At 69.7% G+C, this 19,016-nt stretch carries 19 protein-coding genes and 1 other RNA gene; 9 read left to right on the forward strand and 11 right to left on the reverse strand.

Features of this window, described 5'->3' with window-relative positions:
* Positions 1-3 precede the first annotated feature (3 nt).
* The 4 genes from ACYVL2_RS09470 to glnA all read right to left on the reverse strand — a co-directional run bounded on the left by ACYVL2_RS09470 (position 4) and on the right by glnA (position 6,539).
* Positions 4-1,632 (reverse strand): glycosyl hydrolase family 18 protein, encoded by a 1,629-nt coding sequence (locus tag ACYVL2_RS09470; RefSeq protein ID WP_460542613.1) that lies wholly within the window; start codon positions 1,630-1,632, stop codon positions 4-6.
* A gap of 233 nt (positions 1,633-1,865) precedes the next feature.
* Positions 1,866-4,463 (reverse strand): bifunctional [glutamine synthetase] adenylyltransferase/[glutamine synthetase]-adenylyl-L-tyrosine phosphorylase, encoded by a 2,598-nt coding sequence (locus tag ACYVL2_RS09475; protein ID WP_460542555.1) that lies wholly within the window; start codon positions 4,461-4,463, stop codon positions 1,866-1,868.
* On the reverse strand, positions 4,456-5,139 hold the full coding sequence (locus tag ACYVL2_RS09480; RefSeq protein WP_460542557.1) for a type 1 glutamine amidotransferase: 684 nt from the start codon (positions 5,137-5,139) through the stop codon (positions 4,456-4,458). The genes ACYVL2_RS09475 and ACYVL2_RS09480 overlap by 8 nt, the downstream gene beginning before the upstream one ends.
* A 50-nt stretch (positions 5,140-5,189) precedes the next feature.
* Positions 5,190-6,539 (reverse strand): glutamine synthetase family protein, encoded by a 1,350-nt coding sequence (glnA, locus tag ACYVL2_RS09485; protein ID WP_460542559.1) that lies wholly within the window; start codon positions 6,537-6,539, stop codon positions 5,190-5,192.
* A gap of 103 nt (positions 6,540-6,642) precedes the next feature.
* On the opposite strand from glnA, the gene ACYVL2_RS09490 reads away from it, so the two are divergent.
* Positions 6,643-7,344 carry an MOSC domain-containing protein gene (locus tag ACYVL2_RS09490; protein ID WP_460542561.1) on the forward strand — a complete coding sequence of 234 codons (702 nt, stop codon included), beginning with the start codon at positions 6,643-6,645 and terminating at the stop codon, positions 7,342-7,344.
* 128 nt (positions 7,345-7,472) lie between these two features.
* Here the strand turns inward: ACYVL2_RS09490 and ACYVL2_RS09495 are convergent, their stop codons facing one another.
* The 4 genes from ACYVL2_RS09495 to ACYVL2_RS09510 form a co-directional block, all read right to left on the reverse strand.
* Positions 7,473-8,162, reverse strand: a complete 690-nt coding sequence (locus ACYVL2_RS09495) for an HAD family hydrolase (protein ID WP_460542563.1) — start codon at positions 8,160-8,162, stop codon at positions 7,473-7,475.
* 54 nt (positions 8,163-8,216) lie between these two features.
* Positions 8,217-9,068, reverse strand: coding sequence for a 3-methyl-2-oxobutanoate hydroxymethyltransferase (gene panB, locus ACYVL2_RS09500; RefSeq protein WP_460542566.1), 852 nt, complete (start codon positions 9,066-9,068; stop codon positions 8,217-8,219).
* Between the two features lie 143 nt (positions 9,069-9,211).
* A complete protein-coding gene (locus ACYVL2_RS09505; protein WP_460542568.1) occupies positions 9,212-10,945 on the reverse strand; it encodes an NAD(+) synthetase in 1,734 nt (577 codons plus the stop codon).
* Between the two features lie 32 nt (positions 10,946-10,977).
* Positions 10,978-11,730 (reverse strand): sulfite exporter TauE/SafE family protein, encoded by a 753-nt coding sequence (locus ACYVL2_RS09510; RefSeq protein WP_460542570.1) that lies wholly within the window; start codon positions 11,728-11,730, stop codon positions 10,978-10,980.
* 31 nt (positions 11,731-11,761) lie between these two features.
* Here ACYVL2_RS09510 and rnpB point away from each other — a divergent pair.
* The 3 genes from rnpB (at position 11,762) to ACYVL2_RS09525 (ending at position 13,208) form a co-directional block, all read left to right on the forward strand.
* Positions 11,762-12,149, forward strand: an RNA gene (gene rnpB / locus ACYVL2_RS09515) — RNase P RNA component class A.
* A 292-nt stretch (positions 12,150-12,441) separates the two neighbouring features.
* The gene (locus ACYVL2_RS09520; RefSeq protein WP_460542572.1) at positions 12,442-12,696 is read left to right on the forward strand and encodes a hypothetical protein; all 255 of its coding nucleotides are present in this window, start codon (positions 12,442-12,444) and stop codon (positions 12,694-12,696) included.
* A gap of 77 nt (positions 12,697-12,773) precedes the next feature.
* A complete protein-coding gene (locus tag ACYVL2_RS09525; protein WP_460542615.1) occupies positions 12,774-13,208 on the forward strand; it encodes an NUDIX domain-containing protein in 435 nt (144 codons plus the stop codon).
* Positions 13,209-13,253: 45 nt separating this feature from the next.
* Here ACYVL2_RS09525 and ACYVL2_RS09530 read toward each other — a convergent pair whose 3' ends face one another.
* Positions 13,254-13,700, reverse strand: a complete 447-nt coding sequence (locus ACYVL2_RS09530; RefSeq protein WP_460542574.1) for a cytochrome c oxidase subunit 4 — start codon at positions 13,698-13,700, stop codon at positions 13,254-13,256.
* 12 nt (positions 13,701-13,712) lie between these two features.
* Entirely contained in the window at positions 13,713-14,651 is a 939-nt protein-coding gene (gene ctaC / locus ACYVL2_RS09535) for a cytochrome c oxidase subunit II (RefSeq protein ID WP_460542576.1), read from the reverse strand.
* A 141-nt stretch (positions 14,652-14,792) separates the two neighbouring features.
* On the opposite strand from ctaC, the gene ACYVL2_RS09540 reads away from it, so the two are divergent.
* Together ACYVL2_RS09540 and ACYVL2_RS09545 are read left to right on the forward strand one after the other, a co-directional pair.
* Positions 14,793-15,917, forward strand: coding sequence for a cysteine desulfurase family protein (locus tag ACYVL2_RS09540; protein ID WP_460542617.1), 1,125 nt, complete (start codon positions 14,793-14,795; stop codon positions 15,915-15,917).
* An 88-nt stretch (positions 15,918-16,005) separates the two neighbouring features.
* Positions 16,006-16,257 (forward strand): hypothetical protein, encoded by a 252-nt coding sequence (locus tag ACYVL2_RS09545; RefSeq protein ID WP_460542578.1) that lies wholly within the window; start codon positions 16,006-16,008, stop codon positions 16,255-16,257.
* Positions 16,258-16,325: 68 nt separating this feature from the next.
* On the opposite strand, the gene ACYVL2_RS09550 is transcribed toward ACYVL2_RS09545, so the two are convergent.
* Positions 16,326-16,793: a nuclear transport factor 2 family protein gene (locus ACYVL2_RS09550; RefSeq protein ID WP_460542580.1), complete on the reverse strand. Its 468-nt coding sequence runs from the start codon at positions 16,791-16,793 to the stop codon at positions 16,326-16,328.
* A gap of 78 nt (positions 16,794-16,871) precedes the next feature.
* On the opposite strand from ACYVL2_RS09550, the gene ACYVL2_RS09555 reads away from it, so the two are divergent.
* From ACYVL2_RS09555 to ACYVL2_RS09565, 3 genes are all read left to right on the forward strand, one after another.
* Positions 16,872-17,351 (forward strand): MarR family winged helix-turn-helix transcriptional regulator, encoded by a 480-nt coding sequence (locus ACYVL2_RS09555; RefSeq protein WP_460542582.1) that lies wholly within the window; start codon positions 16,872-16,874, stop codon positions 17,349-17,351.
* Between the two features lie 243 nt (positions 17,352-17,594).
* Positions 17,595-18,239 carry a VOC family protein gene (locus ACYVL2_RS09560; protein WP_460542584.1) on the forward strand — a complete coding sequence of 215 codons (645 nt, stop codon included), beginning with the start codon at positions 17,595-17,597 and terminating at the stop codon, positions 18,237-18,239.
* A gap of 38 nt (positions 18,240-18,277) precedes the next feature.
* Entirely contained in the window at positions 18,278-19,009 is a 732-nt protein-coding gene (locus ACYVL2_RS09565) for a hypothetical protein (protein WP_460542586.1), read from the forward strand.
* Positions 19,010-19,016: the final 7 nt, after the last annotated feature.

A 19,016-nucleotide genomic window follows, 5' to 3' on the forward strand; every position in this document is an offset into this window, starting at 1 on the left:
GGACTAGCTCAGTCCGTTGTGGATGGCGCCGACGAGGTCGCCGTCACCGGTGTCGCCCGAGAGCTCCCAGGAGAAGGCGCCGCGCAGGCCCTGGGCGTTGAGCCAGTCGACCTTTCCGGCGATGGTCTCGGGGGTGTCGTAGCTCCACCACTCGTTGCCGCAGTGGGCGTAAGCGGTGCCGGCGACGGTGCCGGTCGCCGGGCAGCTGTTCACCAGCACCTTGTAGTCCTCGATGCCGGCCTCGTAGGTGCCGGGGGCCGCGCCGGTCGCCGATCCGCCGGGGCTCGACTGGGTCACGCCGGTCCAGCCGCGGCCGTAGAAGCCGAAGCCGAGGAGCATCTTGTCGGCCGGGACCCCGAGTGACTTCAGTTTCTCGATCGCGTTGGCGCCGTAGAACCCGGAGGTCGGGATGCCGTTGAAGTCGTGCAGCGGCGAGTGCGGGGCGGTCGGACCGGTGTCGGCCCAGGCGCCGAAGTAGTCGTAGGTCATGACCATGTAGAAGTCGACGTACTGCGCCGCCTCCCCATAGCCGCCGGCGTCGATCTTGCCGCCGGAGGTGCCGTCGCCGGTGATCGCGGCGGTGACCAGTTCGTTCCCGAACTGTTCGCGCAGGGCCCGCATCAGCGCCGAGTAGGCCTGGGTGCCGCTGGTGTCGCAGGTCAAGCCGCAGGCGTTGGGGTACTCCCAGTCGATGTCGATGCCGTCGAAGACCCCGTCCCAGCGGGGGTCGTGGATGAGGTCGTAGCAGGAGTCGGCGAACGCGGCCGGGTTCTGCGCGGCCTCGCCGAAGCCGCCGGAGTAGGTCCAGCCGCCGAAGGACCAGACGACCTGGATGTGCGGGTACATCTCCTTGAGCTTCTTGAGCTGGTTGAAGTTGCCGCGCAGCGGGTCGTCCCAGGCGTCGGCGACGCCGTCGACCGATTCGGCCGCGGTGTAGGCCTTGTCGATCGCCGCGTAGGAGTCGTCGAGCTTGCACTGTCCGTTCTGCACGTTGCCGAAGGCGTACACGATGTGGGTGAGCTTCTCGGCCGAGCCGGAGGTGACGATGTCCTTCACGTGGTAGTCGCGCCCGTAGACGCCCCATTCGGCGAAGTAGGCGACGTTGTACTGCTCGGTGGGCGGGTCGACCGGAGGATCGGTCGGGTCGTCGGTGGGCTCGTCGGTCGGGTCGTCGGAGGTGGGGTCGTCGGTGGGCTCGCCCCCGTCGCCGCACGGGCCGAGGTCCTCCCACACGCCGGCGGTGCCGGGCTGCTCGCCCTGGGTCCACCACTTGGCGCGCCACTCGTCGCCGCCGTAGCTGACCGTGTCGCCGCCGGTGTAGGCGGTCGAGGAGTCCCATGCGGGCGAGCAGTCCTGATCGGGGTCGGTCGGCTCGTCGCCGCCGTCGCCGCAGGCGCCGAGGTCTTCCCACACGCCCCACTGGCCCGTGGTGCCCGGTTCCTCGCCCTGGGTCCACCACTTGGCGCGCCACTCGTTGCCGCCGTGGCCGACCTGGTCACCGCCGGTGTAGGCGGTCGAGGAGTCCCATGCGGGCGAACAGGTCTGCTGGGCGCTGGCACTGAAGGGGTTGGCGACGGCGTAGATGGCGCCGGTCAGCGCCACGGCCAGCGCCGCGGTCAGCGCGATGACCATGCGCCGGGATTTGAGGCCTCTCAATGCATCCTCCCAAAAGTAAAGAGACTTAATTGATAATTATCTTTATCTTTACGGGAGGCGCAGGTGAAGTCAAGGGTTCTCGGACGGAAAATTTCGTATGGGAGCGATTTACCGATATGCCTCCCATGCAGGGGCGTGGTGCGGCTTCGTTAGAGTGTCGTCAATGGCAGGCAGGGCCATGGGGGCGGTCGCGCGGCGGCCGCCCCTGCTCACTCCCCGTAGACGATCCGGTGCGACGCCTCGTGCGCGCGCCTGGTCAGGCGACGGTAGTGGTTCAGGAACTCCTGGGTGTCCTCGCCGAAGCCCAGCGTCTGCGCCAGCCCGGTCAATTCGGGGCCCGAGCGCGGCAGCTCGTCGCGCGAGACGCCGCGGGCCAAGGTCATGTCGTTGCGCACGCGCGTGACGAACTCCCAGGCCGAACGCAGATCCTCAAGAGACTGTGCGTCGATGTGCCCGGCGGAGGCGGCGGCCTCCAGGGCCGGAACGGTCCGCGTGGTGTGCAGCATGGGGTCCTCGCCGTGCTCGAGCTGCAGCAGCTGCGCGGCCCACTCGATGTCGACCAGTCCCCCGCGCCCGAGCTTGGTGTGCGCGTTGGGATCGGCGCCGCGCGGGAGGCGCTCGGAGTCGACTCGGGCCTTGACCCGGCGGAACTCCAGGCGCTCGGACTCGCTCAGTCCTCCTGGCCGGTAGCGGATCGAGTCGGCCAGCAGCGTCCACTCGTCCAAGAGGGACTCGTCTCCGGCCACCGCACGGGCGCGCAGCAGCGCCTGCCGCTCCCACAGCCGGGCCCGATCGGCGTAATACCGCCGGTAGGCCGCCAGGCTCGGCGCGATCGGCCCGCCCTTGCCTTCGGGGCGCAGCCCCAGGTCGATCTCGACCGGCGGGTCCGCCGTCGGCGCGGACAGCAGCGCGCGCACCGATTCGACGATGCGGCCTGCGGCCTTGCGAGCGTCCTCCCCCTCGCCGTTGTGCACGAACACCACGTCCGCGTCGGAACCGTAGCCCATCTCGCGTCCGCCGAGGCGCCCCATCCCGACGATCGCCAGCGCCGGAGCGTCGGGCACGTCGCGGGAGGCGATGGCCAGCGCGGCGTCGAGGACCGCGTCGGTCAGGTCCGAGAGCGCGACGCCGACCTCCTGGTCGTCGAGGAATCCGAGGAGGTCGGCGGCGATGATGCGGATCAGTTCGCGCCGCCGCATCGCGCGGACGGCGCCGACCGCGGCGGCGGCGTCGGTGTGCCGGGCGGCGGCCTGGCGCATCCCCTCGGACAGGCTCTCGCGGCTCTTGGGTTCGAGGTCGGCGTTGTCGGAGAGGAACCGCAGCGACTGGGGCACGTGGAGCAGGAGGCTCGTGAAGTACCGGGAGGTGCCCAGCAGCCGCGCGAGGCGGACGGCGGCGGGCCCGCCGTCGCGCAGGAGGCGCAGGTACCAGGGGGTGGAGCCGAGTTTGTCGGAGACCTGGCGGTAGGCGAGGAGGCCGCGGTCGGGTTCGGGCGAGTCGGCCAGTTCGTGGAGGACGACCGGCAGGAGGGCCCGTTGGACGGTGGCGGTGCGGCTGACGCCGGTGGTGAGTCTGCGGATGTGGGTGAGGGCGCCGGAGGGGTCGTCGAAGCCGAGGACGGCGAGGCGCTCGGCGGCTTCGGACTCGGAGAGCCGCAGCTCGTCGGTGGGCACGCGGGTGACCGCGTCGAGCAGCGGCTTGTAGAGCAGTTTCTCGTGGAGTCTCCGGGCGTTGGAGGCGTGGCCGCGCCAGTCGGAGAGGAAGGCCTCGTCGGTGGTGTAGCCGAGGCCGCGGGCGAGGTGGTGGAGCGGCTCGCCGCCGTCGGGGACGCGGTGGGTCCGCAGGAGGCGCTGGAGTTGGAGCCGGTGTTCGACCGTCCGCAGGAAGATGTAGGTGGCGGTCAGCTCTTCGCCGTCGCGTCGGGCGAGGTAGCCGCCGGCGACCAGGACCTCGAGCGCCTCGAGCGTGGAGCGGACCCTGAGGGCGGGGTCGCCGCGGCCGTGGACGAGTTGGAGCAGTTGGACGGCGAACTCGATGTCGCGCAGGCCCCCGGGGCCGAGTTTGATCTCCCATTTTCGTTCGGCGCGCGGCACGGAGTCGGCGACCTTGCGGCGCATGTCGCGGATGTCGGCGACGACGCCGGGGCGGCTGGCGGCGCCCCAGATGAACGGCTGGACGGCGGCGAGCCATTCGAGGCCGAGTTCGAGGTCGCCGGCGGCGGGCCGGGCCTTGAGCAGGGCCTGGAACTCCCAGGTGCGGGCCCAGTCCTTCAGGTAGGTCAGGTAGGCGTCGACGGTGCGCACGAGCGCGCCGTGGCGGCCTTCGGGGCGGAGGCCGGCGTCGACCGGCCAGGTGGCGGGGCCGAGGAGCTGGATCATGCGGGCGGCCTGGCGGGTGGCCAGGTCGATGTCGCCGTCGGCGACGAAGACGACGTCGACGTCGGAGACGTAGTTGAGCTCTTCGGCGCCGGTCTTGCCCATGGCGATGACGGCCAGGCGGGTCGGGCCGGGTATGTCGCGGCGCGCCAGGTCCAGGCCGTGTTCGAGGACGGTGTCGGCCAGGCGTGAGAGCGAGGCCGAGGTCGCGGCCAGGTCGGTCTCGCCGGTCAGGTCGGCGGCGCTGATGCGCAGCAGGTTCGCTTTCCAGGCGTAGGCGAGGCTCGCGGGGTCGGCGGAGCGGATGCGGTCGAGGCCCGCCGCTTCGTCTTCGGTGAGGGCGGTGGCGACTTCGGGGTGGGCGCGCAGGAAGTCGCCGAGGGCGTTGCTGGCCTCGAGGACGGCGAGGCGCGCTTCGTCGGCGTCAGGCATCGACCACCGGCAGCTCGCGGCGCTCGCCGGCGGCCACGCGCGCGAACCGCTGCACGATCGGGCGCCAGGTCTCGACGATGTGCTCGTCGACCTCGCGGGCCTTGGCGAGTGCGTCGTCGTCGAAGGCGCCGAGCGCGGACAGCCGGTCGGGGGTGAATTCGAAGTGGGATTGGACGCCCCAGGCGGCGTCGCGGATGCGGAAGACCTCCAGGGCGCCGTAGGGGGAGGCGGCCAGCAGGGTGGCCTCCTCGGGGAGGGCGGTCAACTCCTGGGTGCGCCAGCGAATCACGTCGATGGTCATGGGGGCGGTGCCGAAGAGGATGTCGCGTCCGGCTTCGTCGCGTTTGGCGAGCATTCTGGGGCCGGCCGGCTCGTCGGAGGGTTCGACGATGCCGCCGAACACGGCGGCGAGCGCCCTGGCGGACGAGCAGAGGGCGAGGGTGGGCGTGGAGTCGGCGACGGCGCATTCGAGCAGGCCGGCGAGCTCGTCGGCCCACTCCTTGCCGCGGCCGCCGCCGAGCGCGATGAGCGCGTCGTGGCCGCCGGCGCTCCTGGGCACGGTCTCGCCGGCGTGGGAGCGCACCACGTCGAATCCCATGCCCGCTTCCGCGAGCCAGTCGGCGACGCGCCCGAGCCCTTGGGCGGGGTCGTTCTCGATGACGAGTGCAGTGGTCACCGGAACATCCTAAACCGAGCGGGGCCCGGGGCACCAATGCCGGTTTCGGCTCACAGGTGCGTGTACCGCTTGCGTTCGAAGGCGGTGACCTGGGTGCGGTAGTCCTCCCACTCGCTGCGCTTGTTCTTGAGGAAGTAGTCGAAGACGTGCTCGCCGAGGACCTCGGGCACCAGGTCGGAGGCCTCCATCGCGTCGAGGGCCTCGTTGAGCGAGGACGGCAGCGGCTGGTAGCCGGCGGCGATGCGTTCGGCGTTGGTCATGGCGCTGACGTCGTCTTCGGTGCCGGGGGCCAGCTCGTAGCCCTCTTCGATGCCTTTGAGGCCGGCGCCGAGCATGACCGCGTAGGCCAGGTACGGATTCGCGGCCGAGTCGAGCGAGCGGATCTCGACGCGGGCGGAGTTCGGTTTGCCGTAGGCGGGCACGCGCACCAGCGCGGAGCGGTTGGCCTTGCCCCAGCACACGTACGAGGGCGCCTCGGAGATCTGGCCGGGCTGGGGGCTGGAGTAGAGCCGCTTGTAGGAGTTGACCCACTGGCAGGTGATGGCGGTGAACTCCGGGGCGTGCTTGAGCAGCCCTGCGATGAAGGCCTTGGCGGTCTTGGAGAGCCGCTGCTCGTCGCCGGGGTCGTGGAAGGCGTTGTCCTCGCCTTCGAACAGCGACAGGTGGCTGTGCATGCCGGAGCCGGGCTGGGTGCTGAACGGCTTGGGCATGAAGGAGGCGGTGACGCCCGAGGAGAGCGCGACCTCCTTGACGATGTGCCGGAAGGTCATGATATTGTCGGCGGTGGTCAGCGCGTCGGCGTAGCGCAGGTCGATCTCCTGCTGGCCGGGGGCGACCTCGTGGTGGCTGAACTCGACCGAGATGCCGACGCGTTCGAGCGCGAGGATCGCCTGGCGGCGGAAGTCGCGGGCGACCGAGTGCGTGGTGTGGTCGAAGTAGCCGCCTTCGTCGACCGGCGTCGGGTCGGAGCCGTCGGCGGGCGTGTCCGAGAGCAGGAAGAACTCGATCTCGGGGTGCACGTAGAAGGTGAAGCCCCGGTCGGCGGCCTTGGACAGGGACCGGCGCAGGACGTGGCGCGGGTCGGCCCACGAGGGGGCGCCCTCGGGGGTGAGGATGTCGCAGAACATGCGCGCGGACTCGCCGATGCCGCGGCCTTCGAACGGGAAGACCTGGAAGGTCGTCGGGTCGGGCATGGCGACCATGTCGGATTCGTAGACGCGGGCGAAGCCCTCGATGGCGGATCCGTCGAAGCCGATGCCCTCCTCGAAGGCCGATTCGAGCTCCGCGGGCGCCACGCTCACGGATTTGAGCGTGCCGAGCACGTCGGTGAACCACAGCCGCACGAACCGGATGTCACGCTCTTCGAGCGTGCGGAGCACGAACTCCTTCTGCCGTTCCATTTGCGCGTTTCCTCTCGGTCCTGGGGCTGCCATTGTCGCACCTGTTTATGTCCTCGACGTTAACCCGGCGAAGTCCCCTCCGGAACGCGAGAGCGGTACATTCGTGAGCGTGTTCGCAGGAGCGGTCGGTGAGATGTGGCGGTACCCGGTCAAGGGGCTGCGCGGCGAGGCCGTGCGCTCGGCCGTGGTCGATTACGACGGCATGGAGGGCGACCGGCCGCTGGAACTGTTCGAGCCCGGGTCCGGCAAGCAGGTGTGGGGCGGCGGCCATCCTCGTTTGATGGAGTGGGAGGCCGCCTGGCCGGCGCAGTGCGGCTGCGCCGACGGCGTCGGCGACGCGCCGGTCGTGTACGACCCGGACGGCGCGGCCTGGTCGGCCGACGAGCCGGGGCTGCCGGCCGCGCTGGGCGCCTATCTCGGTACCGATGTCGAGCTGCGGAAGGTGCGGCGCGAGTACGGGCGGATCCTGGTGGTCTTCAAGGCGAGTCTCGACCGCCTCTCAGAGCGGATGGGCCGCGAGATCGAGGCGGCGCGGTTCCGCCCGAACGTCATCGTCGAGGCCGATCTGGAGCCGTTCGCCGAGACCGACTTGGAGCCGGGCGCGCCGATCCGCCTCGGCGAACACGAGTTCACGGTCCAGAAACCGTGCGAGCGGTGCGTGCTGCCGAGCTGGGATCCGCGTGGGCGCGAACGGGACATGGAACTGCACCGGCACATCATCACCGAGCTGGGCAACCATTTCGGGGTCTACCTGCGCACCGACCGGGTCGGTTCGGTCTCGGTCGGCGATCCGGTGCGGGGTTGAGGCGGACGCCCTGAGCCGGGGATCGGTCGGCTCAGGGCGCACATTTAGCTTAAGGTGACGCGGCGACAGTTTCGGTACAGCGTTCAGTGCGATTTCATATCACTTTGATGCACGAACGCCGCCGGTCGTTATGCAAGTTGCTCGTTCGCCCAGCGGTGAAGGAAGGGCCACAACTCCTCTGGGGCGGATACGGACACGTCCGCCCGCGGCCACGGCCGTCCGAAGTGGTCGATGTAGGCGGTGGCGCATCCGCGTTCGGCGGCCGGGGCCAGGTCGTTGCGGGGAATGTCGCCGATGCTCAGCAGCGTTCCGCTCTCGCGTCCGTCGAGCAGCTCCTCGAGGATCGCCGGCATGCCGTGCGGCTTGTGGGCGTCGCCGATGACCCGGTCGAACAGGCCTTCCAGCCCCAGGCGGCGCAGCGCCGGCTCGAGCGTGGCGGCCGGGGCGTTGGTCACCAGGGCGACCTCGATGCCGCGCGGCAGGCCCCAGATGAGTTCGCGCAGCCCCGCGGGCGCCCAGATCTGGAATTCGCCTTCGGCCATCTTGGCGCGGGTGGCCTCGTAGGCGGCCTGGCGGACCTTGTCGTCGATCCCGTAGTCGCCGGCGAGGCGGCGCACGGCGTTGTCCGGGTCGTAGGCGTCGAAAGTGGAGGCGGTGGTGGGCTTGCCTTCGCAGAAGGCGGTGTGGGCGGCGAGGAACGCCCGCCGGTCGTCGTCGGCGAGGCCGTCGGCGACCAGGCGGGCGTAGTGGCTCGCGTGCTCCCATCCGAGTCGCACGGTGCCGTCGTAATCGAACAGGAGGGTGGCTTTGTGGTTCACGTGCGGCCACCCTACCGGTGCGGTCGCCTGCCCCATAGGGGAAGGCGACCCGGGTCACTCGAAACTGTGCTCGGCGGCGGGGAACTGACCGCCGCGGACCTCGTCGGCGTAGGCTTTGGCCGCGTCCTGGATGACGGTCGCGACGTCGGCGTAGCGCTTGACGAAGCGCGGGGACCTGCCGCGCCGCATCCCGGCCATGTCCTGCCAGACCAGGACCTGGGCGTCGGTGTCGGGGCCGGCGCCGATGCCGATGGTCGGGATCGGCACCTGCTTGGTGATCTCGGCGGCGACGGCGGCGGTGACCATCTCCAGCACCACCGCGAACGCGCCGGCCTCGGCGACGGCGTGCGCGTCGGCCTCGATCTCGGCGGCCTGGGCGTCGCGGCCCTGGACGCGGTAGCCGCCGACGACGTGCTCGCTCTGCGGGGTGAACCCGACGTGGCCGATCACGGGGATGCCCGCGTCCACGAGCGCCCTGATCTGCGCGGCCATGCGGCGGCCGCCTTCGAGCTTGACGGCGTGCGCGCCGGCCTTCATGAACTTCACGGCCGTCTCCAGGGCCTGGACCGTGGAGGCCTCATAGGACCCGAACGGCAGGTCGGCGACGACCAGGCACCGCTCGGTCGAGCGGGCCACGGCCGCGACCAGCGGCAGCAGCTCCTCGACGGTGACCGGGATGGTCGTCTCGTAGCCGTAGACGTTGTTGGCGGCCGAGTCGCCGATCAAAAGGGCCGGGATGCCGGCCTCGTCGAACAGCGACGCGGTGTAGGTGTCGTAGGAGGTGAGCATCGCCCACTTCTCGCCGCGCTCCTTGGCTTCGACGAGGTGGCGGGCCCTGACTCGCTTGACGGTCTTGCCCGGCCCGTACAGGCTCGGGATCTCGTCGGGGGACTTCGCTTGAGACATCATCGTGCTCCTTGTGGTTCCTCGCGGCCGGCCGGGCCGGTCCGCGGGCTTACCCGAACGAGACTAACGCTCGTCGATGTCCCAGAGTCTGGACGAGCGGCGACTGTGACAAAGTCCCTTTCCGCTCGACCCCGGCTCCGCCGCTACTTCCCGCGGAACCGGTTGGTGATCGGCAGGCGGCGGTCGCGGCCGAACGACTTCCGCGAGATCTTCGTGCCCGGGGCGGTCTGGCGGCGCTTGTACTCCGCGCCGTCGACCAGCGCGGTCACCCGCTGGACGACCTCGGCGTCGTAACCCATCGCGACCAGGTCCTCGCGGTCCTTGTCGCTGTCGACGTAGCCGGCCAGGATCGCGTCGAGGACCTCGTACTCGGGCAGCGAGTCGGAGTCGACCTGGCCGGGCCGCAGTTCGGCGCTCGGGGCCTTGACGATCACGTTCTCGGGGATCGGCTCGACCTGCCCGAGCGCGCGGGCGTGCTCGTTGCGCCACCGGGCCAGCTCGTAGACCAGTGTCTTGGGCACGTCCTTGATCGGGGCGAAGCCGCCGACCGAGTCGCCGTAGATCGTCGAGTAGCCTACGGCGTACTCGCTCTTGTTGCCCGGCGCCAGGACCAGGTGGCCGTGCTGGTTCGACAGGGCCATGATGATGTTCCCGCGCACGCGGGCCTGGAGGTTCTCCAGGGCCAGGCCGGAGATCGACAGGTCCGCCAGGTAGCTGTCGACGATGCGCTGGATCGGCTCGACGGTGTGGTTGACGCCGCAGCGTTCGGCGAGGTCGGCGGCGTCGTCGACCGAGTGCCGCGAGGAGAACTGGCTGGGCATGGCGACGGTGTGGACGTTCTCGGCGCCGATCGCGTCGGCGGCGAGGACGGCGGTGACGGCCGAGTCGATGCCGCCGGAGAGGCCGAAGACCACCGACTTGAACCCGTTCTTGCGCACGTAGTCGCCCAGGCCGAGGGCCAGGGCCTCCCAGACCTCCTGGCGGCGGTCCAGCGGCGGGGCGACGATGCGCTCGACCGGCGGCTCGGGCGCGGGCCCCTCCTCGGAGACGACGTGGCGGGTCACGCTCATCGGCGCCGAAACGTGGTCGGCGTCCTCGCGGCCGGGCGGCAGGTCCAGGTCGGCGACGAGCAGTTCGGGCGCGAAGCGGCGCGCCGAGGCGATGATCTCGCGATTGGTGTCGACGATCATCGAACCGCCGTCGAAGACGAGCTCGTCTTGGCCGCCGACGATGTTGAGGTAGGCGATCGGCGTGCGGTGCTCGGCGGCGCGTCCGAACAGCAGCTCACGGCGCTGCTCCTGTTTTCCCTGCTCATAGGGAGAGGCGTTGATGTTGACGACGAGTCCGGCGCCGGCCTCGGAGGCGGCCTGGAACGGCACGCCCTCCTGCCAGAGGTCTTCGCAGACGGTGAAGGCCACGTCGGCTCCGCGGATGCGGGCCAGGTGCAGTTCGTGGCCGGCGACGAAGTAGCGGTCCTCGTCGAACACCCCGTAGTTCGGAAGGTGGTGCTTGTAGTAGCGGAACAGGACCTTGCCGTCCTGGAGGAGCGCCAGCGCATTTCGGATTCCCTGCCCCTGCTGGTTGCCGATGGGCCCGTCGGCGTCGAGGTAGCCCACGGCGACCGCCAGGGCGCCGTTGCCGTCGGCCGCCAGCTCCCCGGCGAGGCGGTCGAGGCGGGCGCGGCTGGCCTCGACGAAGGAGTGGCGCAGGGCGAGGTCTTCGACGGGGTAGCCGGTGAGCGACTGCTCGCCGGTCGCGAGCAGATGCGCCCCGGCGGCGGAGGCGGCCGAGGCGGCCTCGCGGATCTGGGCGGCGTTGGCGTCGAGGTCGCCTACCACGGGGTTGTCCTGGGCGAGTGCGATACGGAGCGTCGGCATGTGCCCATTGTTCCGCGCCCGCCGCGCGTGCGTCATCTGACCATGAGAATGATGCTCAGGATCAACCCGTAGACGATGATCGCCAGGCGCAGCGGCCGCTCGGGGATCTTCTGGAACAGCCGGGCGCCGAGGTAGCCGCCGACGAACGTGGCCGGGACGAGCACGCCGATGGCCCACCACGCGACGTCGGCGAAGATCCCGTAGACCACGGTGGTGACCACGCCGACGATGAAGGTGCAGAAGTTCTTCAGGGCCCCGATCCGCGTCAGGCTCTCGGTCAGGCTCATGGCGATGACGGCGATGAGGACCAGGCCGAGCGCGGCGTTGAAGTAGGCCCCGTAGAGGCAGCCGATCCCGACGCCGATGTGCAGGCCGATCGAGTGGAGGGGCCGTCCGCCGTTGAGGGCGGTGACCTTGCGGTTGACCCAGGGCCCGACGGCCATGAGCAGCGTGGCCAGGAGCACCAGGAACGGGACGATCCGCTCGAAGAAGTCGTGCGAGGTGTTGAGCAGCAGGATCGTCCCGCCTATGGCGGCGACCACGGCGGTGGGGACCAGGCCGAGGGCGCGGCGGCGCTGGCCGGCGAGGTGGTTGCGGGAGCCGTACGCGGCGGCGGCGTAGGCGGGGGCGACGGCGATGCCGTTGGTCGCGTTGGCGTACAGCGGCGGGACTCCGACGGCGATGAGCGTCGGGTAGGTGACCAGCGAGCCGCCTCCGGCGATGGCGTTGAGCGCGCCGGCGGCGAGGCCCGCGAGCAGCAACGCGGAGACCTGGAGCAATATCATGGCGCCGACAGCGTACGCTTGAGTGCTGGGACGAGTCGGCCAGGCGGTCGCGTCAGTGACGGCGTCGCTTTCGAGTGGCGGCCGTTACTGCCGAGGAACGTCCGGACTCCAGAGGGCAGGGTGGTTGCCAACGGCAACCCGGGGTGACCCGCGGGACAGTGCCACAGAAAACAGACCGCCGGCTTCGGCCGGTAAGGGTGAAACGGTGGTGTAAGAGACCACCAGCACCGCCGGTGACGGCGGTGGCTCGGTAAACCCCACCCGGAGCAAGGTCAAGAGGGGCCGCGAGGCCCTGCGCGAAGGTCCGAGGGCTGCCCGCCCGAATCCTTCGCGGGTAGACCGCTCGAGCGCACCGGCGACGGTGCGCCTAGATGGATGGCCGCCCACGACAGAATCCGGCGTATCGGCCGACTCGTCCCCTTTTCCGCCTGTTGCGACGGCAGGCGCGCATCGGCGCGTCGGAAATCCGACAGCTCGGCCGGGGATCGCGGCGTGATGTCGGGGTTGCGCAAGAGCGTGACTGCGGGTAGTTCCGCTGTCCACCATTCGATTCACAGACGGCTCTTGTCGTCGCTTTCGTCACAACCGTTGCCGCGCAGCCGCATTGGTCCGCTGGGATTCTAACATTCAGAATCGATGCGATCAAGCAGATGCAAATGCACGTGCATTTGCTCCGTGCAGACCATGGGGAGATTCGTCTTACCCTTGGGTATGCCCACGTTGAGCCTCGGTGTCTGGATCGGCGCGGCGGCGACCCTACCGGTCCTCGCCGTGGCGTTCGTCGCCTATCTCTCGCTCCGCGGCAGCAAGCCCGGGGAGCGGGCCGACATTCTGCGGGCGCTGGCGGTCTTCACCGCGGCGCTGTTCTTCCGCTCGCCCGGGCCGCAGCTCGAGCGGCGACGCTCCCCGGCCAGTTCAGAGGAGCGGCAGGACGGCGGAGAACCGCCCGATAGGGTGTGCCGGTGACTCCCTCTGTGCAGCGACGCCGGGCTCCACTGCTCCGCAGGGCGGTAGGGCTGGTCTTCTACAGTCTCCCCCACCCGATGCGGCGCAGGATCGTCCGCATCGCCACGCCCACTTACACGCTCGGCTCGGTCGTCCTGGTCATGGACGAGGCCCGCGAACAGCTGCTCATGCTCCGCCAGCCTCCCGGTAAGCGCTGGACCCTCCCGGCGGGCCTGCTCAACCGCCGCGAGCAGCCCATCGAGGGCGGGCGGCGCGAACTCGCCGAGGAGACCGGCATCGAGGCCCGGCTCGAGGAGCTCGTCCCCGCCGACCCCTGCGCGGTCGTCCACACCAACGGCCGCTGGGTCGACAACGTCTTCCGCCTCGTCCGCGACCCCGAGACCACCCAGATCACCGTCGACGGCCACGAGGTGTGGGACGCCGCCTGGCACCCGGTCGACCGCCTGCCGGAGATGACCCGCGCGACCGCCCGGCTCCTCTCCCACTACGGCCTCGGGCCGCTCGCCGAATGACGAAAGGCCCGGCGCCGAAGCGCCGGGCCTTCGCACAAGCCGTGCCTACTGCGGTCCCAGTCTCCTGGTGCCGGTGTAGTACTCGAACGTCAGACCCCCGGTGGCGCCCAGCAGCGCCACGCCGCTGGCCACCATCAGCCACGGCAGCCAGTACACGACGCCGATGCCCGCGAGCACCGCGGCCGCGCCCAGGCCCAGCGGCCAGTACGAGCCGGGGCTGAAGAAGCCGACCTCGCCGGAGACGTCGGAGATCTCGCCGTCCGCCCGGTCCTCCGGGCGCAGCTCGATGCGCCGCGAGACCATCCAGAAGAAGGCCCAGATCATCCCGGCCAGGAAGCCGGACATGATCAGCGCGATGAACCCGACCCACTCGATCTCGCCCTCGCGGCCGTAGGCCGGGTTGTCGTTCACGTACGTCCAGTACCCGTAGCCCGCGGCGAACACGAACAGCGTGATCATCACGATCAGGAAGAGGCGGTTCTCGGTCTTCATGTTTCGCTCCCCTTAGCTCGCTTCGCCCGAGTTCGGGTCGGTCTGGAACACGTCGGTGGTGTTGGCGTACGGGTCCTGGCCGATCGCCTCGAGCGCCTCCGGCGTAGTCGCGCCGTCGACCCTCTCCTGAACGAAGGTCTCATAGTCGTCGGGCGAGACCACGCGCATCTCGAAGTTCATGAAGGCGTGGTAGGCGCCGCACAGCTCGGCGCAGCGGCCCACGTAGGCGCCCTCGGAGTTGAAGTCGACTTCGAAGCGCTGGGTCTGCGCCTCCGAACCGGGGATCACGTCGCGCTTGAACAGCAGGTCCGGGACCCAGAAGGAGTGGATGACGTCCTCGCTGCGCAGCTCGAAGCGAACGTCGTCCTCGTTCGGGACGACGATGATGGGGATGTAGTCGGAGCTGCCGCGCTCGACGATCGGCTGCCCGTCGGCGCCCTGGATCGGCTCGCAGTTCTCGTCGGTGTAGGTGAACTGCCAGTTCCACTTGAAGGCGGTCACATGGGTGCAGCTGGCGGGGGCCTCGCTCATCTCGGTGACCTGGTCCTGGACGATCACCGTGAAGTAGAAGAGTACGAAGATCAGGATGAACGGCAGACCCGTGAAGGTGAGCTCGGCCGGCAGGTTGTACTTGGTCTGGACCGGCAGGACCTGCTCTTCCATGCCACCCTGCGGCGGCAGCTTCGGGTCGCGTTTCTTGTAGGCGACCACGCACCAGAAGGTCAGCCCCCAGACGACCAGACCGACGCCGACCGCGGCGATAACCGAACCGATCCACAGGTCCATCATCAGCTCGGACTGGCTGGTCGGCTTCGTGCGAGGCCACCCGAAGTAGAAGGCCTCCTCGATGCTGCACCCCGAGAGCACGACTGGGATCAGCGCGGCGATGCCGGCGAGACTTATGGCGCGGCGGGCGCGGCCGCGAGATTCCCGGGACGGTTTTCCGACCACCTGTCTCATGCCTTTCTGAGCTCTTGGCTGCCGTGTCGCCACCGGGCCGGCGGCGAGGCGCAGATCTAACGGCACAGAGCCTACTGCCCGGTCCGAGGTGCCGGCCGCAAGGGGTTGGGTTCGTTGTGCGATGTCTTCTACATTTGGAACGTGGACCAGACCTACTTCGACGGGGCTACGGCGCAGCCGCCGCACCCGGCCGCCCAGGACGCCTATGCTGCGGCTTTGTCGGAGGGCTGGGCGGGACCGGGCCGACTGTACACCTTGGGCAGACGGTCGCGGATGCTGCTCGAGGCCGCCCGCCAGTCGGTGGCCGCGACGCTCGCGGTCGCCCCTGATGAGGTCACTTTCACATCGAGTGGGACACAAGCCGTGCAGGCAGGAATACTCGGCGTGATCGCGGCGCGCCGCGATGCGGGCGCGCTGGTCTACGGAGCGGTCGAACATTCGTCGGTGCTGCACGCCGCCCAATGGCACGAGCGCGGCGGCGGGCGCACCGCCGAAGCTCCGGTGGACCGCCTCGGCCGGGTCGACACCGACCCGACCGCGGGGATCGACGACGTCGGCGCGCTCGCGATCCAGAGCGCGAACCACGAGGTCGGGACCCGGCAGCCGATCACTCGCATCGCCGAGGGCGCGGGCGGCGTGCCGCTGGTCTGCGACGCGGCGGCGAGCCTGCCGTGGGAGCCGGTCCCCGAGGGCTGGTCGGTGCTGGCCGCCAGCGCCCGCAAGTGGGGCGGCCTGTCGGGCTGCGGCGTCCTGGTCGTGCGCAAGGGCACGCGCTGGAGGAACCCGTTCCCGGGCGAGGACGCCTCGCTGCAGGAGGCGATCGGTGAGGTGGACGTGCCGGCGGCGGTCGCGGCGGCGGCGTCGCTGCGGGCGGTGGCGGCCGAGCGCGAGGAGCTCGCGAAGCGGGCGCGGGCGTTGACCGAGCGGATCCGCGAGCACATCGCCGAGACGATCCCCGAGGTGGAGCTGCCGGGCGATCCGGAGGACCGGCTTCCGCACATCGTCACGTTCTCGTGTCTGGGCGTGGACGGGGAGGTGCTGCTCGGCGAGCTGAACCGGGCCGGTTTCTCGGTCTCGTCGGGTTCGGCGTGCGCTTCGACTCGGCTGCGGCCGTCGCATGTGCTGCAGGCGATGGGGGTCCTCAGCCACGGCAATGTGCGGGTCTCGCTGCATCGGGAGACGAGCGAGGCGGAGGTGGAGCGTTTCCTGGAGGAGCTGCCGGGGATCGTGGAGGGGATCCGGCGTCTGTCGTCGTGATGCGTGACCGGCCGGTTCGCTACCGTTGTGGGTGACGGTGGCGTTCACTGATCCCTTCAGCGATAAGGAGACCGGTCCGATGGCGACTATGGCCGAAATCAAGGCGCAGATCCAGGCGGCGACGGAGCAGGCGAACGAGGCGATGGCCTCGTTGGGGGCGGCGCAGAGTCAGTTGGAGAGCGCGGTCGAGACCGGTTCGGCGACGACGCAGGACACCTCGAGCTCGATGCCGGGCGAGGCGATGGGCCAGTGGCAGCAGGCCGTTGAGCGGCTGGGCGAGGCGATGACCTCGATCCAGGCGGGCAACAGCACGTTCGAGGAGTACATGAACACGATCTGACGGTGCTGAGACGCCGGGGGCCGCGAGCGGTGACGCTCGCGGCCCCCGGCGTGTTTCCTGATAGGGCGTCAGTCGGCTGCGGGTTGCGGGAGGGGCGCGGCGGCCCAGACCGGGTCGATCTCGACGCGGCAGAACCGCCAGTCCGAGGCGGTGCGGCGGGCTTCGAGTCGGCCCCGGCCGCCGCTCAGTGTCACCGAGGGCGGCTCGGTGCCGTCCAGGGCGAACGCGCTCTCGACCCGGTAGCGGAGGACGGCCCGGTCGCCGTCGAGCTCCACCGTGACGTCGGTGGTCGTGTGGAGGGTCCGGTCGTAGACCTCGTGGTGCTTCGCGACCATCTGCACCGCCGCCTCGAGGCCGACCGCTTCTCCCCCGGGGGTGATGGCGACGACGTCCTCGGTGAAGAGCGCGTCGGCTTCGTCCCATCGGCGCTCGTCGACCCAGTCGTAGACGCGCGTGAGCTGATCGGTCAGCGCGAAGCGGTCTTCGATGGCGCTGTTCTGCGTGGTCGTGACGGTCACGGCCTCACCTACTTTCATTAGTGTTCCTAATTTCTAGTTACACTAATGAATTTAGCAGCGTCCGGGGCGTTCGGCAAGCCGGGCTAGGATCGGCGCATGGAACCCAGCGTCGAGACCGGCTCTCACCAGGTAGGATGGATCCCGGACCGGCTGCGGAACCAGTTCGGTCGGTTGCTCTCGCTCACCACCGCGCATTCGCAGCGCCTGGTGAACCGGGAACTGTCCGCGCTGGGGTCGCGCAAGTACCACTTCGCGGTGCTGGCGGCGCTCGACGAGCACGGTCCGGCCAGTCAGACGGCGCTGAGCGGGTGGACCGGCATCTACACCAGCGACCTCGTGGCGGCGGTCAACGAGCTCTCCGAACGCGGCTTCGTGCAGCGCCGCACCGACCCCGCCGACAAGCGGCGGAACCTCATCAGCATCACCAGCGCCGGCCTCAAGCACCTCGAAGCGATGGACGAGACGCTGACGGCGCTGCAGGAGCGGATCCTCGCCCCGCTCGACGAGGACGAACGCGAACGGCTGAACGAGCTGCTGTGGAAGGTGCACGACCACCTCGCCAAGGGCGACGTGTGACCCGCGGACTCCAACCAGCGCACCGACCGGCGGATTCGGCGAGTCCCCATGGGAAGGACGCTCGGCTTTCGGCTTGCGTACATTGAGGGCCGGGGGCAGTAGGGGCCGGTCAGTCCCCACCGACGGACCGGCCCCGGCACACGCTCACTCTTCGCCAGGACATGTCGGAGCGCGGGCGGGCGGCCCCGTATCCGGGGCGGATGAGATCGACTCGGTGTCGGAATCCTGTCTTATCGTCAAGGCATGGCGCAGCAGACTACTCGTCTCGGGGTACGGCAGGTCGATCTGGTGGATTGGCGGTGGATGCTTGGCGCCCTGCGCGCTCGGTTCGAGACCGATTCGTTCGCCGCCGGGGCCGCCTTCGTCGCGGCGGTGGGGCGGCTCTCCGATGCGTTCGGTCATCATCCCGACGTCGATCTGCGTGCACAGCATGTGCAGCTCGTGCTGCGCAGTCGCGACGTCGGAGGGGTGACGCAGCGGGATGTAGAGCTCGCCGAGCGCCTGAGCGCACTCGCATCAGACCACGGCCTGGCCTCGCGACCAGAGGGGATTCAGGTGCTGGAACTGGCTCTCGACACGCACGACTCGGAGACGATCCTCCCGTTCTGGGCGGCCGTGCTCGGCGGTGGCGAAGAGGACGGCGATGTCGTCGACCCGGCGGCGGAACTCCCGGCATTGTGGTTTCAGGCGACCGAGTCGACCGAACCCGACCGGCAGCGATTCCACCTCGATGTCACCGTCCCACCGGAGGTCGCCGACCAGCGGGTCGCCGCAGCGGTCGCCGCTGGCGGACGCGTCATCGACGACGGCCACGCCCCCGCCTTCATCGTGCTGGCCGACTCTGACGGCAACAAAGCCTGCATCTGCACCGAACTGGGACGAGACTGAACTCGGAAGATGTTGTCGGGACCCTCTATGCTCCGGTGATGACCGCTCCCTCGAGCTTGGACTGGAAGCAGGCCGGTCTCGTCGGCGGCATCGTCGCCGCGAGTCTGATTCTGCTGGGCCTCATCGCGAACGCCGTCGGCATCCTCTCGTTCAACGATCCTCGAGGCGACGATCGCCTCTCAGTCGGCGCCTCGCCATCCGAGATCGTCACGACCGCCGATCCCGCCGCCGGGAAGACGGGCGCCGAACCGTCCGAACCGACCGCCGCGCCGGCGGGCGATGCCTGGGTGCCGCTCTACGAACACGAGCTGATGCACCTGGACAACTTCATGGCCGACACCGATGCCTGCTACCTGCTCCTGGTCGACTTCGACAGCATGGACGGAAACCGCTTCTCCTCCCCCGATGAGCCGGGCAGTGATACCCGCACCGAGCACACCGACCTGGTCTGGGACGGCTGCACCGGCTTCGCCGAGAACGAAGTCTCCTTGTACTCGACCGAAACGAGCCTGGGATCGCACTGGGCGGAGGGCACCGTCCTCAATGCGGAGGATTGCCACGCCGACATACTGGAGTACCCGCTGGCACTGTCGTGGGTGTTCGACCCGACGTCGCCGCATGAGACCTGGTTCCGCGAAGGCTCGGTGCTGTGCATGGTGACCAGTGATGACCAGGTGGTCCTCGGCGAGGTCACCGACGTCGCCTCCGACCCGGACGACCCCACCGGGTTCCGCGCGGTCTTCGAGATCTCGCTGTGGACCCGGGCATGAGCCGCCC

It is taken from the genome of Glycomyces halotolerans, assembly GCF_054779575.1.

Coding starts and splice junctions, on each gene's coding strand:
- glnA (WP_460542559.1), bottom strand. CDS start 6,539: ATGGAACGGCAGAAGGAGTTCGTGCTCCGCACGCTCGAAGAGCGTGAC.
- ACYVL2_RS09475 (WP_460542555.1), bottom strand. CDS start 4,463: ATGCCTGACGCCGACGAAGCGCGCCTCGCCGTCCTCGAGGCCAGCAAC.
- ACYVL2_RS09470 (WP_460542613.1), bottom strand. CDS start 1,632: ATGGTCATCGCGCTGACCGCGGCGCTGGCCGTGGCGCTGACCGGCGCC.
- ACYVL2_RS09520 (WP_460542572.1), top strand. CDS start 12,442: ATGCCCACGTTGAGCCTCGGTGTCTGGATCGGCGCGGCGGCGACCCTA.
- ACYVL2_RS09545 (WP_460542578.1), top strand. CDS start 16,006: ATGGCCGAAATCAAGGCGCAGATCCAGGCGGCGACGGAGCAGGCGAAC.
- ACYVL2_RS09525 (WP_460542615.1), top strand. CDS start 12,774: ATGCGGCGCAGGATCGTCCGCATCGCCACGCCCACTTACACGCTCGGC.
- ACYVL2_RS09530 (WP_460542574.1), bottom strand. CDS start 13,700: ATGAAGACCGAGAACCGCCTCTTCCTGATCGTGATGATCACGCTGTTC.
- ACYVL2_RS09555 (WP_460542582.1), top strand. CDS start 16,872: ATGGAACCCAGCGTCGAGACCGGCTCTCACCAGGTAGGATGGATCCCG.
- panB (WP_460542566.1), bottom strand. CDS start 9,068: ATGTCTCAAGCGAAGTCCCCCGACGAGATCCCGAGCCTGTACGGGCCG.
- ACYVL2_RS09510 (WP_460542570.1), bottom strand. CDS start 11,730: ATGATATTGCTCCAGGTCTCCGCGTTGCTGCTCGCGGGCCTCGCCGCC.
- ACYVL2_RS09560 (WP_460542584.1), top strand. CDS start 17,595: ATGGCGCAGCAGACTACTCGTCTCGGGGTACGGCAGGTCGATCTGGTG.
- ACYVL2_RS09505 (WP_460542568.1), bottom strand. CDS start 10,945: ATGCCGACGCTCCGTATCGCACTCGCCCAGGACAACCCCGTGGTAGGC.
- ACYVL2_RS09550 (WP_460542580.1), bottom strand. CDS start 16,793: ATGAAAGTAGGTGAGGCCGTGACCGTCACGACCACGCAGAACAGCGCC.
- ACYVL2_RS09565 (WP_460542586.1), top strand. CDS start 18,278: ATGACCGCTCCCTCGAGCTTGGACTGGAAGCAGGCCGGTCTCGTCGGC.